This is a genomic window from Pseudomonas sp. H1_D05 (assembly GCF_054682705.1).
This window is the reverse complement of the sequence record NZ_CP162825.1, coordinates 5,803,671-5,818,858: the sequence shown is the minus strand read 5'-3', so window position 1 is coordinate 5,818,858 and position 15,188 is coordinate 5,803,671. Positions and strand designations below refer to the sequence as shown.

At 60.7% G+C, this 15,188-nt stretch carries 13 protein-coding genes and 2 pseudogenes; 9 read left to right on the top strand and 6 right to left on the bottom strand.

Annotated features, from left to right (window positions below; all coding sequences use genetic code 11):
• Positions 1-31 precede the first annotated feature (31 nt).
• Genes AB4O11_RS26075 through AB4O11_RS26065 form a run of 3 tightly spaced genes read left to right on the top strand, consistent with a single transcriptional unit; the run spans position 32 to position 2,280 of the window.
• Positions 32-1,054, top strand: coding sequence for an aldo/keto reductase (locus AB4O11_RS26075; protein WP_460129238.1), 1,023 nt, complete (start codon positions 32-34; stop codon positions 1,052-1,054).
• Complete coding sequence (locus tag AB4O11_RS26070) at positions 1,051-1,848, top strand: SDR family NAD(P)-dependent oxidoreductase (RefSeq protein WP_186625293.1); 798 nt, start codon at positions 1,051-1,053, stop codon at positions 1,846-1,848. The genes AB4O11_RS26075 and AB4O11_RS26070 overlap by 4 nt, the downstream gene beginning before the upstream one ends.
• Before the next feature lie 21 nt (positions 1,849-1,869).
• Positions 1,870-2,280 carry an SRPBCC family protein gene (locus tag AB4O11_RS26065; RefSeq protein ID WP_116254985.1) on the top strand — a complete coding sequence of 137 codons (411 nt, stop codon included), beginning with the start codon at positions 1,870-1,872 and terminating at the stop codon, positions 2,278-2,280.
• A 129-nt stretch (positions 2,281-2,409) separates the two neighbouring features.
• Here the strand turns inward: AB4O11_RS26065 and AB4O11_RS26060 are convergent, their stop codons facing one another.
• Together AB4O11_RS26060 and AB4O11_RS26055 are read right to left on the bottom strand one after the other, a co-directional pair.
• Complete coding sequence (locus AB4O11_RS26060) at positions 2,410-3,804, bottom strand: sensor histidine kinase (RefSeq protein ID WP_460129235.1); 1,395 nt, start codon at positions 3,802-3,804, stop codon at positions 2,410-2,412.
• On the bottom strand, positions 3,782-4,465 hold the full coding sequence (locus AB4O11_RS26055) for a response regulator transcription factor (RefSeq protein ID WP_007914996.1): 684 nt from the start codon (positions 4,463-4,465) through the stop codon (positions 3,782-3,784). Before AB4O11_RS26055 ends, AB4O11_RS26060 begins: the two co-directional genes overlap by 23 nt.
• A gap of 307 nt (positions 4,466-4,772) precedes the next feature.
• On the opposite strand from AB4O11_RS26055, the gene AB4O11_RS26050 reads away from it, so the two are divergent.
• Complete coding sequence (locus AB4O11_RS26050; protein WP_460129233.1) at positions 4,773-5,696, top strand: hypothetical protein; 924 nt, start codon at positions 4,773-4,775, stop codon at positions 5,694-5,696.
• A 24-nt stretch (positions 5,697-5,720) separates the two neighbouring features.
• On the opposite strand, the gene AB4O11_RS26045 is transcribed toward AB4O11_RS26050, so the two are convergent.
• The gene (locus tag AB4O11_RS26045; protein WP_147307379.1) at positions 5,721-5,930 is read right to left on the bottom strand and encodes a hypothetical protein; all 210 of its coding nucleotides are present in this window, start codon (positions 5,928-5,930) and stop codon (positions 5,721-5,723) included.
• On the opposite strand from AB4O11_RS26045, the gene AB4O11_RS26040 reads away from it, so the two are divergent.
• The 4 genes from AB4O11_RS26040 (at position 5,923) to hcnC (ending at position 9,678) form a co-directional block, all read left to right on the top strand.
• Positions 5,923-6,462: a hypothetical protein gene (locus AB4O11_RS26040; protein WP_116254982.1), complete on the top strand. Its 540-nt coding sequence runs from the start codon at positions 5,923-5,925 to the stop codon at positions 6,460-6,462. The genes AB4O11_RS26045 and AB4O11_RS26040 overlap by 8 nt on opposite strands.
• Before the next feature lie 240 nt (positions 6,463-6,702).
• Positions 6,703-7,020 carry a cyanide-forming glycine dehydrogenase subunit HcnA gene (gene hcnA / locus AB4O11_RS26035; protein ID WP_257355479.1) on the top strand — a complete coding sequence of 106 codons (318 nt, stop codon included), beginning with the start codon at positions 6,703-6,705 and terminating at the stop codon, positions 7,018-7,020.
• Complete coding sequence (hcnB, locus tag AB4O11_RS26030; protein ID WP_186625299.1) at positions 7,017-8,426, top strand: cyanide-forming glycine dehydrogenase subunit HcnB; 1,410 nt, start codon at positions 7,017-7,019, stop codon at positions 8,424-8,426. The genes hcnA and hcnB overlap by 4 nt, the downstream gene beginning before the upstream one ends.
• Positions 8,419-9,678 (top strand): cyanide-forming glycine dehydrogenase subunit HcnC, encoded by a 1,260-nt coding sequence (gene hcnC, locus AB4O11_RS26025; RefSeq protein WP_093441061.1) that lies wholly within the window; start codon positions 8,419-8,421, stop codon positions 9,676-9,678. The genes hcnB and hcnC overlap by 8 nt, the downstream gene beginning before the upstream one ends.
• A gap of 135 nt (positions 9,679-9,813) precedes the next feature.
• Here hcnC and AB4O11_RS26020 read toward each other — a convergent pair.
• Positions 9,814-11,623 (bottom strand): annotated as a pseudogene (locus AB4O11_RS26020) (monovalent cation:proton antiporter-2 (CPA2) family protein).
• A gap of 251 nt (positions 11,624-11,874) precedes the next feature.
• On the opposite strand from AB4O11_RS26020, the pseudogene AB4O11_RS26015 reads away from it, so the two are divergent.
• A pseudogene (locus AB4O11_RS26015) lies at positions 11,875-12,790 on the top strand (LysR family transcriptional regulator).
• Here AB4O11_RS26015 and AB4O11_RS26010 read toward each other — a convergent pair.
• Both AB4O11_RS26010 and tcuC read right to left on the bottom strand, forming a co-directional pair.
• The gene (locus tag AB4O11_RS26010) at positions 12,780-13,550 is read right to left on the bottom strand and encodes a substrate-binding domain-containing protein (protein ID WP_460129230.1); all 771 of its coding nucleotides are present in this window, start codon (positions 13,548-13,550) and stop codon (positions 12,780-12,782) included. The pseudogene AB4O11_RS26015 and the gene AB4O11_RS26010 sit on opposite strands and share 11 nt — an antisense overlap.
• 12 nt (positions 13,551-13,562) lie before the next feature.
• Entirely contained in the window at positions 13,563-14,855 is a 1,293-nt protein-coding gene (tcuC, locus tag AB4O11_RS26005; RefSeq protein ID WP_460129228.1) for a tricarballylate/proton symporter TcuC, read from the bottom strand.
• Positions 14,856-15,188 lie beyond the last annotated feature (333 nt).

Here is a 15,188-nt window from a genome sequence, read left to right as displayed (position 1 = left end):
CACAGACCCACAACCTGTTGAGGAAAAATTCATGAGCTTGAAAGACAAACTGCCCGGGCAACTGGGCTTCGGCACCGCGCCGCTGGGCAACATGTTTCGCGCCATCCCCGAAGAAGAAGCGCAGGCCACCGTGCACGCCGCGTGGGATGCCGGCGTGCGCTACTTCGACACCGCGCCGTTTTACGGTTCGGGTCTGTCGGAAATCCGCCTTGGTGAGGCACTCAAGCAATACAAACGCGACGATTACGTGCTGAGCAGCAAGGTCGGCCGGGTGATTCTCGATGAAATCGAAGACGCCGCCGCCCGCGATCTCGGCGAGAAGAGCGGGGTGTTCGAACACGGTCGGCCGAACAAGATCGTCAACGACTACAGCGCCGACGCGACTATGCGTTCGATCGAAGACAGCCTCAAGCGTCTGCAAACCGATCGCCTCGACATCGTCTGGGTGCACGACATCGCTCAAGACTTCTACGGTGATCAATGGCTGGAGTACTTCAACCAGGCCCGCACCGGCGCGTTCAGAGTCCTCACCCGCTTGCGCGAAGAAGGCGTGATCAAGGCCTGGGGCCTGGGCGTGAACAAAGTCGAGCCATGTGAACTGACCCTCGACCTCAGCGAAGCGCAGCCGGACGGTTTTCTGTTGGCCGGTCGCTACACGCTGCTCGACCACGAACGCCCGTTGCAACGCCTGATGGATGCAGCGCTGGCGCAAAACGTTGAAATCGTCGTCGGTGGCCCTTATAGCTCGGGCATCCTGGCCGGTGGCTCGCACTTCGAATACCAGCAGGCCAGCCCTGAAGTCATCGCCAAGGTCGAGCAGATCAAACGCATCGCCGCTGCTTACAACGTCGATATCAAAGCCGCTGCGCTACAGTTCTCGCTGGCCAATCCCGCTGTTGCGGCGGTGATTCCCGGCGCAAGCAAACCGCAACGCATCGCCGAAGATGTCGCGGCATTGTCGGCCAGTATTCCTGCCGGTTTCTGGCAGGCGATGCGCGACGCCCAACTGGTTTCTGAACGTGCACCATTGCCAATCGATGAGGTGAAAGCATGAAGATTGATCTGAGTGGAAAACTGGCCATTGTCAGCGGCAGCACTGCTGGTATCGGCTTGGGCATCAGCCAGTCGCTGGCCGAAGCTGGCGCCACGGTGGTGGTGATCGGCCGCGACACGGGCAAAGTTGAACAGGCGTTGGCGAGTATTCGCGAGAAAGTCCCGGGTGCGCAGTTGCGTGGTCTGGCTGCCGATCTGGGTACCGCGGAGGGCGCGCAGAAGCTGTTCGCCGCTGAGCCGCGTGCGGACATTCTGGTGAACAATCTCGGCATCTTCGACGCCGTGGATTTCTTCGAAACGCCGGACAGCGAGTGGACGCGTTTCTATGAGGTCAACGTGATTTCCGGCGTGCGCCTGGCGCGGCACTACGTGCCGGCGATGGTCGAGCAGGGCTGGGGCCGGGTGATCTTCCTGTCCTCGGAATCCGGCGTAGCCACGCCAGCGGACATGATCAACTACGGCGTGACCAAAAGCGCCAATCTGGCGGTGTCCCACGGTCTGGCCAAACGTCTGGCTGGCACCGGGGTGACGGTCAATGCGATCCTGCCGGGGCCGACCTTCACCGATGGCCTGCAAGACATGCTCAAGGATGCTGCCGCCGAATCCGGGCGCAACCTGCGCGATGAGGCCGATGCCTTTGTGCTCAAGGCCCGCCCGACCTCGATTATCCAGCGCGTGGCGGATGTCGAAGAAGTCGCGCACCTGGTGACCTACATTGCTTCGCCGCTGTCCTCGGCCACCACCGGCGCCGCGTTGCGCGTCGATGGCGGCGTGGTCGACAGCCTGACGATCTGAATTCTGGAGAGACGTTTATTTATGCCAACAGCATCCGCAACCATCGACATTCCGGCCTCGGCCGATCAGGTCTGGCAATTGATCGGCGGCTTCAACACGCTGCCCGATTGGCTGCCCTTTATTCCCAAGAGTGGGCTGAGCGACGGTGGCCGTGTGCGCACCCTGCAAACCGCTGACGGCGCTGTGGTGGTCGAGCGCCTGCAAGCGTTCGATAACGCCGCGAAGACTTACAGCTATTCGATCGAACAGGCACCGTTCCCGGCGACTGATTACCTGGCGACGATCAAGGTTGAGGCCCAAGGGCAGGGCGCCCGCGTGACGTGGTCGGGGCGTTTCAACGCCAAAGGCGTGAGTGATGAGGAAGTGGTGGCGCTGTTCAGTGGCATCTATCAGGGTGGCCTCGAGGCACTGCGAGCCAATTACCCAACCTGAGTTGATGATCGTTCCCACGCTCTGCGTGGGAATGCAGCCCGGGACGCTCCGCGTCCCTTTCGCAAGCTGGAACGCGGAGCGTCCCTTGAGGCATTCCCACGCAGAGCGTGGGAACGATCATGTCAGTAGTCAGGAGTTTTCGATCAGGCTCTGCCGGCAATCGAGCACCAGTTTCGCCCCGCCCAGATCACTGCTGCCGACTTCAAGACTGAAGCCATGCAAGCTGACAATCGCCGCGACAATCGACAATCCGAGGCCAAAGCCACCCTGCGGCTGCCCACCCTCGGCGCGATAGAAGCGCTGGAACACCGCCTCGCGCTCAGCCTCGGGAATCCCCGGCCCTGAGTCGTGCACCTCAATCCGCGTCTGCCCACCCGCGTTCACCCCACGCAGCATCACCGTGCCGCCCGGTGGTGTGAACTTGATCGAGTTACTCAGCAGATTGGCCAAGGCCTCGAACAGCAATGCCCGATCACCATTGAGCGGCGGCAGCGTCTCCGGCATGTTCAGCTCGAAACGCAACTCGCCTTCCTCGGCCAGCGGCAGGTAAAACTCGTGCAGTTCTTCCAGCAATTGCACTGGATCGAGCTCGACAAAACCTGAACGGCGCTGGCGATCCTCAAGCTCGGAAATCCGCAACAACCCGCGAAACCGCGCCATCAGCGTGTCCGCTTCGGCGAGCACCAGATCCAGTTGCGCCGCTTCCTGCGAACCTTCGCCAGCCTGCTGCTGCATGCGATACAACTGCGCGCGCAGGCGCGTCAGTGGCGTGCGCAGATCATGGGCGATGTTGTCGCAGACGCCTTTGACTTCATTCATCAAGCGCTCGATGCGCTCCAGCATCGCGTTGACGATGGCGGCGAGCATGTCCAGTTCATCGCGGCGATTGGACAGCGGCAGGCGCCGGGTCAGGTCGCCGGCAACAATCGCCTGAGCGCTGGCCTGAATCGCCCGGATGCGCCGCAACGGCCGACGCCGCAGTAAATGCCAACCGGCAATGCCCGGCAGAATCGTCAGCGACACGCCCCAGAACAACGCATGCAAAATGATCCGCGTGACGGCGAACAGCGAGCCGTTATCGCGCAGCAATACCAGCCAGCGCCCATCGCGGGTTTGCGTGGCCACCGCGTCGCAGCTGTCATTGGGCAGGGTCGGGTCATCGGAATCGGCGCAGTCGGCGAGCATGTGGATCTTGCCGTCCAGCGGCAGACCTTCGGGGATCTGCTGCAACGCGCCACTGAGGTAAACGCCGTTGGCGTCGAACAGGCCATAGGCGTCGATGCCGCGAATGTCGAAGGTCATGCTGGCGGTGAGGGCGTCTTCGAGTTGTTCGCCGCGAAAGTGCGAAAACAGGTGCTGACGTTGCATCAACGAGTGTTTGGCGAGGTTGTCGAGGTAGCCGGAGACCTCGTAATACATGACCCCCATGAGGATCGCGCTCCAGGCCACGAACAGCGAACTGTACAGCGCCAGCAAGCGGCTGCTGGAGGAGCGCCAGCCGTCAGACGGGTTCGGCAATGACATAACCCGAGCCCCGTACCGTGCGGATCAGCGGCACATGGCCGGCGGCGTCGATCTTCTTGCGCAGACGGCCAATGTGCACGTCGATCAGGTTGGTGCCGGGGTCGAAGTGATAGCCCCAGACCTCTTCGAAAATCATCATCCGCGAAAGGATCTGGCCACTGTTGCGCATGAGGAATTCGAGCAGCTTGTATTCGGTCGGCAGCAGCGTCAGCACTTGTTCGGCGCGGCGCGCTTCATGGCTGATCAAATCGAGTTCGAGGTCGGCCACCTGCAACGTCGTTGCCTGAGTGGCGCCGCTGTTCTGCCGACGCAGCAACACCTCCACCCGCGCGGCCATTTCATCGGTGGCGAACGGTTTGGTCAGGTAATCATCGCCGCCGGCGCGCAAGCCGCGTACGCGTTCGTCGACATCGGAGAGGGCGCTGATCATCAGGATCGGCGTGGCCACGCCCATGGTGCGCAGCGTGGTGACGATGGCCAGGCCATCGAGTTCGGGCAGCATGCGGTCGAGGGTGATCAGGTCGTAGTTGCCGCTCACGGCGCGGTCGAGGCCTTCACGGCCATTGTCGACCCAGTCGACTTCCAGCCCGTGGCTGCTCAGTTCGGCGACGATTTCCCGAGCGGTCACGGCGTCGTCTTCGATGGTCAAGATACGAGTCATAGGCAGGCCTGCTGATCGGTTCAAACGGAATGGCAGCATTTTGCCAAGAAATTGCGCTGGCGCTTTAAATTAACTTTCATGTTGACCTGTCACAAACGCAGATTTGGAGCGCTATTGATACTTGAGGCCAATGCATAAAACCCGCTGTTATCCGGCAATTATTGCAATTTGCAAGGTTTGCGTAAGTTCACTCTTTCTAACTGATTGAAATTAATAGATTTATCTAATTTCCGCGACTGGCACGGTCACTGCAATTCCTCTGCTGACGAGTTGTAACACCATTTTTCATGCCTGGAGCAGAACAACAATGAATAGATCCTCTGATGGGTTTTATCCTGCCGTTGAAGAGTCGAGCAGCGTTTCGGGCGTGTCCTGGGGCGCGATCTTCGCCGGTGCCGCGGCTGCCGCTGCACTGTCGATGATTTTGGTGTTGCTCGGTTTCGGTTTGGGTTTCTCTGCCGTTTCACCGTGGGCCGGAGAGGGCGTCAGCGCCAAGGGCCTGGGCATTTCCACGATAGTCTGGCTGGCGGCGACGCAAATCATCGCTTCCGGCATGGGTGGCTACATCGCCGGTCGCCTGCGGGTGAAGTGGGCGAACATGCACGGTGACGAAGTGTATTTCCGCGACACCGCGCACGGCTTCCTGGCCTGGTGCGTGGCTACATTGGTCACTGCAGTGCTGGTGGTCGGTTCGGTCAGCAGCGTGATCAGTGGTGGTGTGCAGGCCGGTGCCAGTGTGGCTGGCGGTGCTGCCAGCGCCATGACTCAAGCAGCCGGTTCTGCGGCGGCCAACACCGACAGCAACCAGTACGGCTACTACATCGACAGCCTGTTCCGCGATGACCGTCCGGCCTCTGTCAGCGATGACGCCGCTCATGGCGCTGTGGCCCGCATCTTTGCGCAAAGCCTGGCCAACGGTCAGCTGAGTGCTGAAGACCGTACTTACCTCGCACAACTGGTCGCACAACGGACCAACCTGACTCAGGCCGATGCCGAACGTCGCGTTGACGAGATTTATGCGCGCACTCAGAAAGCCCTCGCCGACGCCAAAGTCAAAGCTCAACAAGCCGCCGACACCGCTGCGAAAGTCGCTGCCTGGACCTCGCTGTGGATGTTCATTTCGCTGTTGGCCGGTGCGTTCTTCGCCAGCCTCGCGGCTACTTACGGCGGTCGTCGTCGTGATGCCGTCGAGTACATAGAAGTTGACACCTACACCACTCCAGTCCGTTAAACAAGGAGCATCACCATGCGCTCATTACTGCTGTTTTTCCTCGGCGTGCCAATCCCGATCATCATCCTGATCGCCCTGTTCGTGCACTGATTGCTTGATTGAGGCGTATGCCTCGGCCGCTTCCACCTTCGGGTGGAAGCGGCTTTTTGCTTTCTGACGGGGAACAAGGGGAGAATCCGCATCGGCAACGGGGCGGCCGTTGCGCGCACGTTTAAGGATGAATACGTTGAACAAGCAAGCAATCAAACGAAAAGTCGTCGAAATGCTCGATAGCGGGCATTCCAGGGCCGCAACCTTCAAGGCGCTTTCGGGTGGCAAGGTCAAGGATCGAGTGCTGGCGGGCTGGATCGGGGCGCATCCGGATCCCGCCCTGAGAAAACGACACGCCGTTAAAGTCAACATTCTGGTCGCACTGATGGGTATCTGGGGACTTCTCGGGGCGATAGCCGGGCTGCTTCAAATCAATGACGGTGGCACCGCTATGGCATTGACCATGGTCTTGATTATTGGCGTGATTCCGCTCTTGTTTGCGTGGGGCTTTTACAAGGGCATCGCGGTGGTTTACACAATCTATGTCACCTTCACGATCAGCCAGATTCCTCGTGAATTCTACGGCTTCAGTGAAGAACCCGTGTCGACTCTGCTCGGCGTGGCGTTCATTCTGGCCATGGTGTTCTACGCCGCCTGGGTCAAATCGCTGCTGTTTCCGGACCTCGCTTTGGTCGGTACAAGGAAGATCAAAGGGCAGTACGTCTTCTCCAACTGATCGTTGGACAATCCAGCCGCTTTCACTGGCCTGGATCAATATTTCGCCGGGCGATATCGCCTAACGTAAATGATCCAGGCCTTTGCTGAGGCATGAACTACAGTGCTTCACGCGCACCTTGTTGCGCTGACGAAGTAGCTGCGTCGACGCCCCTCACAGCCACAATAAACGCGTCGACCCGGTGTAGTGCAGCAAGGAGCTGACACCACCTCAACCGAACTCTCACGGATGAACATAGCAATGCACTGCCAAGAAAGAACCTTCGATATTCAGCCGTTGGCGCAGGCGGATATGACCGTCCACATCAACGGTCAAGCGGTCACCGCCGCCATCGGCGAAACCGTCCTCAGCGTTATTCAATCACTCGGCGTTCGCCAGATCGCGCGCAACGATCACGACCAGATCACCGGCGCCTATTGCGGCATGGGCGTGTGCCAGTGCTGCCTGGTGAAAATCAATGGCCGGCACAAACGCCGTGCCTGTCAGACCGTGGTGCGCGACGGCATGGAGATTGAAACCCAGGTCAACCGCATCACCACGCAAGAGGTGATCGTATGAGCCAGCAACCGGTCATCGTCGGCGGCGGCCCGGCGGGGATGGCGGCGGCCATCGAACTGGCGCGCCACGGCGTGCGCTGCACCTTGCTCGAAGAAGCTTCGCGCCTCGGCGGTGTGGTCTATCGCGGGCCGTTGCGTGATGGCGTGCAACTGGATTATCTCGGCCCGCGTTACTCCGAAGCACTGGGCAAACTGCACGGTGATTTTCAGGAGCAGGCCGGGCTGATCGACGTGCGCCTCAACCATCGCGTGGTCGGCGCCGAAGGCACCCGCGCGCTGGTGGTGCTCGATGGCGACGAGCAGTTACACGAGATCGAGTATCCGCAATTGCTCCTGGCTGCCGGTTGTCATGAACGCAGCGTGCCGTTTCCCGGCTGGACCTTGCCGGGGGTGATCATGCTCGGCGGTCTGCAACTGCAAATCAAAAGCGGCGTGGTCAAGCCGCAAGGGCCGGTGATCATCGCCGGCACCGGGCCGTTGCTGCCGCTGGTGGCGACGCAGTTGCATGCGTCGGGCGTCAGCGTCGCGGGCGTGTATGAGGCGTGTGCGTTCGGCAAGATTGCCCGCGAAAGTCTGGCGCTGCTGAACAAGCCGCAATTGTTCCTCGACGGTTTGAGCATGCTCGCCTACCTGAAACTGCACGGTATCTCGATGAACTACGGTTGGGGCGTGGTCGAGGCGCATGGCGAGGGCGAGCTGAAAAGCGTCAGCGTCGCGCCTTACTCGGCCACGTGGGAACCGGACATGAGCCGCGTCGAGCGCTTCGAAGCCAAGACCCTCGCGGTCGGTTACGGTTTCATTCCGCGCACCCAACTGAGCCAGCAGATGGGCCTGGATCACGGCTTCAGCGACGACGGTTACCTGCGCGCCAACGCCAACGTCTGGCAGCAAAGCAACGAACCGCACGTGCACCTGGCCGGTGACATGGGCGGGATTCGCGGTGGAGAAGCGGCGATGCTCGCTGGCAAGATCGCGGCGACCTCGATTCTGCTGCAACGCGGCGTGCTCGAAGAGGAATTGGCGCGTGTGCGCCGCGACCGTTACTTGAGCAAACTCAAAGCCATCGTGCGCTTTCGCGCTGCCGTCGATCGTTACACCGAACGCGGCGTCGGCCAGACCGCATTGCCCGCCGCTGACACGGTGATCTGTCGCTGTGAACACGCGACCCGCGCCGACATCGACCTGGCGCTGGAGCAAGGCGTGCAAGACATCGCCAGCCTGAAAATGCGCACCCGCGTGAGCATGGGCGATTGTCAGGGCCGGATGTGCGTCGGCTACTGCAGCGATCGCTTGCGTCAGGCGACCGGGCGCAAGGACGTCGGTTGGCTGCGCCCGCGATTCCCGATCGATCCGATTCCTTTTTCCGCGTTCCAGTCTGTCGGCACGGAGGCCGCTGCCCATGAGTAAGTTCTACGACGTGATCATTGCCGGCGGCGGCGTGATCGGGGCGTCCTGCGCCTATCAATTGTCCAAGCGCAAAAACCTCAAAGTGGCGCTGATCGATGCCAAGCGCCCTGGCAACGCTACCCGTGCTTCGGCCGGCGGTTTGTGGGCGATCGGTGAGTCGGTCGGCCTCGGCTGCGGGGTGATTTTCTTCCGCATGATGTCGGCCAACCGCAAGCGCGAAACCCAAGGCGCGGCGGTGGCGGTGGACGCGAGCACGCCGCACATTCTGCCGGAGTCTTTCTTCGATTTTGCCCTGCAGTCCAACGCGCTGTACCCGGCATTGCACCGAGAGCTGAAAGACAACCACGGGATGGATTTCAAGTTCGAAAAGACCGGGTTGAAATTCGTCATTTACGACGATGAAGACCGGCTCTACGCCGAGCACATCGTCGGCTGCATTCCGCACCTGGCCGATCAGGTGCGCTGGCTCGACCAAGCGGCGCTACGCGAGTCTGAACCGAGCGTCAGCCACGAAGCACGCGGGGCGCTGGAGTTTCTCTGCGACCATCAGGTCAGCCCGTTCCGCCTCGCCGATGCCTACATGGAAGGTGCACGGCAGAACGGCGTCGACATCTTCGTCAACACCAACGTCACCGGTGTGTTGCATCACGGCAGTCGCGTCACCGGTGTGCAGACGGCCGAGGAGGGCGTGTTCCACTGCAAGACGCTGATCAACGCTGGCGGTGCCTGGGCGGCAGATCTGAGTGAATGGGCGACGGGTATTCGCATCCCGGTGAAACCGGTGAAGGGCCAGATTCTGCTCACCGAGCGCATGCCGAAGATTCTCAACGGCTGCCTGACCACCAGCGACTGCTACGTGGCGCAGAAGGACAACGGCGAGATCCTGATTGGCAGCACCACCGAAGACAAAGGCTTCGACGTCACCACCACCTACCCGGAAATCGCCGGGCTGGTGCAGGGGGCGGTGCGCTGCCTGCCGGAACTCAAGGACGTCAATCTGAAACGCACCTGGGCGGGTTTGCGTCCGGGTTCGCCGGATGAGTTGCCGATTCTCGGGCCGATGCGCGGGGTGGAAGGGTATTTGAATGCCTGCGGCCACTTCCGTACCGGGATTCTGACCTCGGCGATTACCGGTGTGCTGCTGGACAAACTGGTCAACGATGAACCGCTGCCGTTGGATATCACGCCGTTTCTGGCGGACCGGTTTGAGGTGGCGCCGGTCAAGCAAGTGCTGGAACTGGAACTGGTCTGACCTTGGCAAGATGATCGTTCCCACGCTCCGCGTGGGAATGCCTCAAGGGACGCTCCGCGTTCCAGCTCGCGAATTGGAACGCAGAGCGTCCCGGGCTGTATTCCCACGCGGAGCGTGGGAACAATCGGGTGTGGCTCAGGTGTTGCGGGATTCTTCTTCCAGCTGGTCCGATTCGAACAACCGCGCCAGTTCCGCCCGGGCTTCCTGGGCGGTTTGCAGGACTTTGGCGGCGTCGTCGTAGACCGCGTGTTGCGCCTCCAGCACCTGTTCGTCGTGATGCTTGAAGCGCTTGATCCGCGCATCGGCCTGGGCCTGGGTCAAACCAAGTCCCACCAAGGTACGCCGGCTCATTTCCAGGCTCGAATAATAAGTCTCACGAATCGCCTCCGCGCCAACATCGACCAAGCGGTGCACGTGCTGACGGTTACGTGCCCGAGCGATGATCTTCATGTGCGGATACAGCTTGCGCACCACCTCGGCGGTCTTGATGTTGGTCTCCGGATCGTCCGTGGCAATCACGAAATATTCCGCCTCGCCGACCTTGGCTGCATTGAGGATTTCCGGGCGCATCGGGTCGCCGTAGAACACCGGCACACCGCCAAAACTGCGCGACAGTTCAATGGTTTCCACCGACGTATCCAGCGCAACGAACTTGATGTTCTGCGCACGCAGAATCCGCGCCACGATCTGGCCCATCCGGCCCATGCCGGCGATCACCACACGCGGAGTGTCAGTGTCGATCTCACGGTATTTTTCCGGCACTTCCACCGGTTGCACTTTCGGGCTGACCAGCCGCGCGCAGATCAACAGCAACAATGGCGTCACCGCCATCGACAGGGTGATGGTCAGCACCAGCAGGTCGTACAGACGCGGCTCAAACAGGCCCTGATCGCGACCGATCTTGAACACCACAAAAGCGAACTCACCACCGGCCGCCAGCACGATGCCAAGGCGAATCGCACTGACCTTGTTCAAGCCCCCGGCCAGGCGTCCGACGACGAACAGCAGCGGCAATTTCAGCCCGATCAACAGCAGCGTCAGCCCCAACACGGTGATTGGCGCGCTGAGCAGCAAGCTGAGGTTGGCGCCCATGCCGACGCTGATGAAAAACAGCCCGAGCAGCAGACCTTTGAACGGCTCGATCTGCGCTTCCAGTTCATGGCGATATTCCGAATCCGCCAACAGCAAACCGGCAAGAAACGCGCCCAGCGCCATCGACACACCGACCAGATCCATCAACCACGCCGTGCCGATCACCACCAGCAACGCCGTAGCCGTCGACACTTCCGGCAAACCGGTTTTCGCCACTACGCGGAACACCGGACGCAACAGATAACGCCCACCGACCACGACCACCGCGATGCCGCCGAGCACTTGCAACGCGTGATTCAGACTCTCGGCGTTGCTGGTGTCGTGAGCACCACCCGCCAGCATCGGCACCAGCGCAATCAACGGGATCGCGGCGATGTCCTCGGAACAACAGAATCGCGAACGCCAGTCGCCCATGGGGGCTGGTCAGCTCCTTGCGCTCGGCCAGACTTTGCAGACCGAATGCCGTCGAGGACAGCGCCAGACCAAGGCCGAGGACGATCGCACTGTTCAGCGGTTGGCCAAACACCGACAGCGCCAGCACGCCGATCACCGAAGCGGTCAGCAACACCTGCGCCAGACCAACACCGAACACCGATTTGCGCATCACCCACAAACGTCGCGGCGACAGCTCAAGGCCGATGATGAACAACAGCAACACCACGCCCAGTTCGGAAATGTGCGCGACGCTTTGCGGGTTGCCGATCAGACCTAAAACCGACGGGCCGATGATCACCCCGGCAAACAGATAACCGAGCACGGCGCCCAGTTGCAGGCGTTTGGCCAAAGGCACGGTGAGCACGGCCGCGAACAGAAAGACGACAGCGGCTTGCAACAGATTGCCTTCATGGGGCATGGGGGGTTACTCCTGACAACGGTACGGCGGGGGTGACAAGGATAAGGGCTACCAAGACCTATAGGCCACTGGAGATCCAATGTGGGAGCGAGCTTGCTCGCGAAAGCGAAGTGTCAGTCAACAGGTTTGTCACTGGTAGATCGCATTCGCGAGCAAGCTCGCTCCCACAGGGGATTTTCATCGTTTCTATAATAATTGGCATCAATTGGTTACATTCATAACCTCTACGAATCAATCCCCCGAGTCCCGCCATGGCCATCAACTTCGACCTCAACGATCTGCAAGCCTTTCGCGCCGTGGTCGAGCAGGGCAGTTTTCGCAAGGCCGCCGACACCGTGCGCCTGTCGCAACCGGCGCTAAGCCGGCGCATCGAAAAGCTCGAAGACGCCCTCGGCGTGAAACTCTTCGAACGCACCACACGCAAGGTCAGCCTGACCCAGTGCTGGACGCGGCTTCATGCCCAGCGTCGAGCGTTTGCTCGATGATCTCGACGTCGCGTTATTGGGCATCAGCGAAGTCGCATCGACCCGTTTGGGCCATGTCACCGTCGCCTGCGTGCCTTCGGCGGCGTACTACTTCATGCCCCGCGTGGTTGCGCGCTATCACCAGCAATTCCCACGGATCAAAGTCAAAGTGCTCGACTCCAGTGCGCACGATGTCTTGAGTGCGGTGGTCAACGGCGAGGCGGATTTCGGCTTGAGTTTCCTTGGCACGCAGGATGCCAAAGTCGAGTTAGAACCGCTTGTGCAGGAGTGCTACGTCGTCGCTTGTCGCCGCGATCACCCGCTGGCCGGGCGCAGCAGCGTGACCTGGGACGAGTTCTATCAGCAGGATTACATCTCGCTCGACAAGACCTCCGGCAACCGCTTTCTGCTCGATCAGGCGTTGAGCAGCGTAGTGCCGCAGCGTTCGAGCATCTGCGAAACCCGTCATGTGACAACGATGATCGGTCTGGTGGAGGCGGGGTTGGGGGTGGCGGCGGTGCCGCTCATGGCGATGCCGGGACCGGATCATCCGATCCTGACGCGGGTGCCGTTGACCGACCCGCAAGTGATGCGCAGTGTCGGCATCATCAAGCGCCGGGGTCGTACGTTGACCCCGGCGGCACTGGAACTGGAGCGGCTGGTGGTGGAAATGAAAGTCCAGCCGCCAATTGTCAGCGCTTGACCGAATCCAGTCCGGTGGCTTGCACGTCAGCTTGTGCGGCCGGCGCGGCGAGGTAGGCGAGCAGGGCTTTGGCTTCTTCAGGATGCTGTGCGCCGACCGGAATCCCGGCGGCAAAACGCGTCACCGACTGTACCGATTCCGGAATCTTCGCAACGAAACTCACCCCCGGCACCGGCAGCAATTCGCTGACCTGCTGGAAGCCCAGTTGATAGTCGCCAGTGGCAACCACCGAGCCGACCGGGATTTTCGCAATCATCTTGGCCTTCGGTTTCAGTTGATCTTCGATCCCCAGTTTCTTGAACAACTGCTGCTCGATGTACACGCCGCTGGCGCTGTCGGAGTAGGCCACTGACTGCGCGTCGAGCAGGGTTTTCTTCAGGCCGGCGACACTGCTGATGTCCGGTTTCGGCGCGCCTTCGCGCACCACCAGGCCGATCCGCGAATCGGCCAGCTCAACGCGCGAGGCCGGGTCGACTTTGCCTTGCTTGATCAGGTCATCGAGGGCATAGCCGACCATGATCACCACGTCGGCGTGTTCACCGCGCGCGAGGCGATTGGGGATCGCTTCGGGGGCTTTGCCCATCGACGGGCCGAGGCTGGTGGTCAGGGTGTTGCCGCTGGCGGCAGCGAATTTCGGCCCGAGAATCTTGTAGGCGGCGGTGAAGCCGCCGGAGGTCATCACGCTCAATTCTTCGGCCTGCGCCGCGAGGTTGAACGCGAGACCGGCGAGCAGGGCGGTGACAGTAAAGAGTTTTTTCATGGCGAGTTTTCCTCAGGCCGCGACAGGTTGCAGACGACCACCGGCACGGCGGTACAGATAAAGAGTGGCGCACAAGGCACATAGCGCACCGATGCTCATCCAGTAACCCGGCGCGGCTTTGTCGCCGGTGTACTGAATCAGGAAGGTCGACATCGCCGGGGTGAAACCGCCGAAAATGGCGGTGGCCAGGCTGTAGGCGAGAGAGAAACCGGCAACGCGCACCTCAACTGGCATGATCTCGGTCAGCGCCGGAATCATTGCGCCGTTGTACAAGCCGTAGATAAACGACAGCCACAACAGCGACAGCAACATGTGGCTGAAGCTCGGCGCCTGCACCAGGTACGACAGCGCCGGATAGGTCGTGGCCAGGGCCAGCAGCGACATGGCGATCAGCACCGGACGACGGCCGATACGGTCGGACAACAGGCCGCCAATCGGCAACCAGAAGAAGTTCGACACACCGACCAGCAGCGTCACCAACAGTGCATCGGAGGTGCTCAGGTGCAGCACGGTTTTGCCGAAGGTCGGCGCGTACACGGTGATCAGGTAAAACGCGGTGGTGGTCAGCGCGACCATCAACATGCCGCCGAGTACCACACCCCAGTTCTGACCGAGGGTGCGGAACACTTCGCCCATGCTCGGGCGGTGTTTGCGTGCGGCGAACTCTTCGGTTTCCGCCAGGTTACGGCGCAGGAAAAAGATAAACGGCACGATCATGCAACCGACGAAAAACGGAATCCGCCAGCCCCAATCGGCAATCACATCCGGCGCCATCCACGCGTTCAGCGCATAGCCCAAAGCGGCGGCGACGATGATCGCCACTTGCTGACTGGCCGACTGCCAAGCGGTGAAGAAACCTTTGCGGCCCGGCGTGGCGATTTCGGCGAGATACACCGACACACCGCCCAATTCCGCCCCAGCCGAGAAGCCCTGCAGCAAGCGCCCGATCAACACCAGTGCCGGCGCAAATAGGCCGATGCTTTCGTAACCGGGCACCAGCACAATCAGGATCGTGCCGCTGGCCATGATCGACAGCGTGACGATCAAACCTTTACGCCGACCGACATCATCGATGTACGCACCGAGCACGACGGCGCCCAGTGGACGCATCAAAAAGCCTGCGCCGAACACCGCAAAGGTCATCATCAGAGAGGCGAACTCACTGCTCGCCGGGAAGAACACCGCCGCGATCTGCGTGGCATAGAAACCGAACAGAAAGAAATCGAACTGTTCGAGGAAGTTGCCCGAGGTCACCCGGAAAATGGCGCCGGCCCGCGAGCCGTTGTGAGGGATTGAGGCTGTCATAGAAAAGTACTCCACCGCTTTTATGACGTGCGCGACGGGAGGGCGGCGCACGGTTTTTATTGAGGTGGATGGTGGCGCAGGTGTAACAGGATGTTAATTGCATTATTGGCATGGATTGATGTTCAGGACGGATCAATGGTTTTTTGGGTACAAATCCATTGCAGCGGTAACGGCTGCTTATGGCCGTCGCCTGACGGCGACTCACTTTTTTACAAACGCCTAAAAATAGTAAGCAAAAAATTGCGTGCTCCTACGTACGGCCCTAACAGGCTCGACGTCGCCGGTGAGAAAAGATCAAGAGCACTCGAGCTGGCGCTCATTGAGTGGTTAAAA

Coding starts and splice junctions, on each gene's coding strand:
- AB4O11_RS26055 (WP_007914996.1), bottom strand. CDS start 4,465: ATGACTCGTATCTTGACCATCGAAGACGACGCCGTGACCGCTCGGGAA.
- AB4O11_RS26060 (WP_460129235.1), bottom strand. CDS start 3,804: ATGTCATTGCCGAACCCGTCTGACGGCTGGCGCTCCTCCAGCAGCCGC.
- AB4O11_RS26070 (WP_186625293.1), top strand. CDS start 1,051: ATGAAGATTGATCTGAGTGGAAAACTGGCCATTGTCAGCGGCAGCACT.
- AB4O11_RS26065 (WP_116254985.1), top strand. CDS start 1,870: ATGCCAACAGCATCCGCAACCATCGACATTCCGGCCTCGGCCGATCAG.
- hcnC (WP_093441061.1), top strand. CDS start 8,419: ATGAGTAAGTTCTACGACGTGATCATTGCCGGCGGCGGCGTGATCGGG.
- AB4O11_RS26050 (WP_460129233.1), top strand. CDS start 4,773: ATGAATAGATCCTCTGATGGGTTTTATCCTGCCGTTGAAGAGTCGAGC.
- hcnA (WP_257355479.1), top strand. CDS start 6,703: ATGCACTGCCAAGAAAGAACCTTCGATATTCAGCCGTTGGCGCAGGCG.
- hcnB (WP_186625299.1), top strand. CDS start 7,017: ATGAGCCAGCAACCGGTCATCGTCGGCGGCGGCCCGGCGGGGATGGCG.
- AB4O11_RS26075 (WP_460129238.1), top strand. CDS start 32: ATGAGCTTGAAAGACAAACTGCCCGGGCAACTGGGCTTCGGCACCGCG.
- AB4O11_RS26010 (WP_460129230.1), bottom strand. CDS start 13,550: ATGAAAAAACTCTTTACTGTCACCGCCCTGCTCGCCGGTCTCGCGTTC.
- tcuC (WP_460129228.1), bottom strand. CDS start 14,855: ATGACAGCCTCAATCCCTCACAACGGCTCGCGGGCCGGCGCCATTTTC.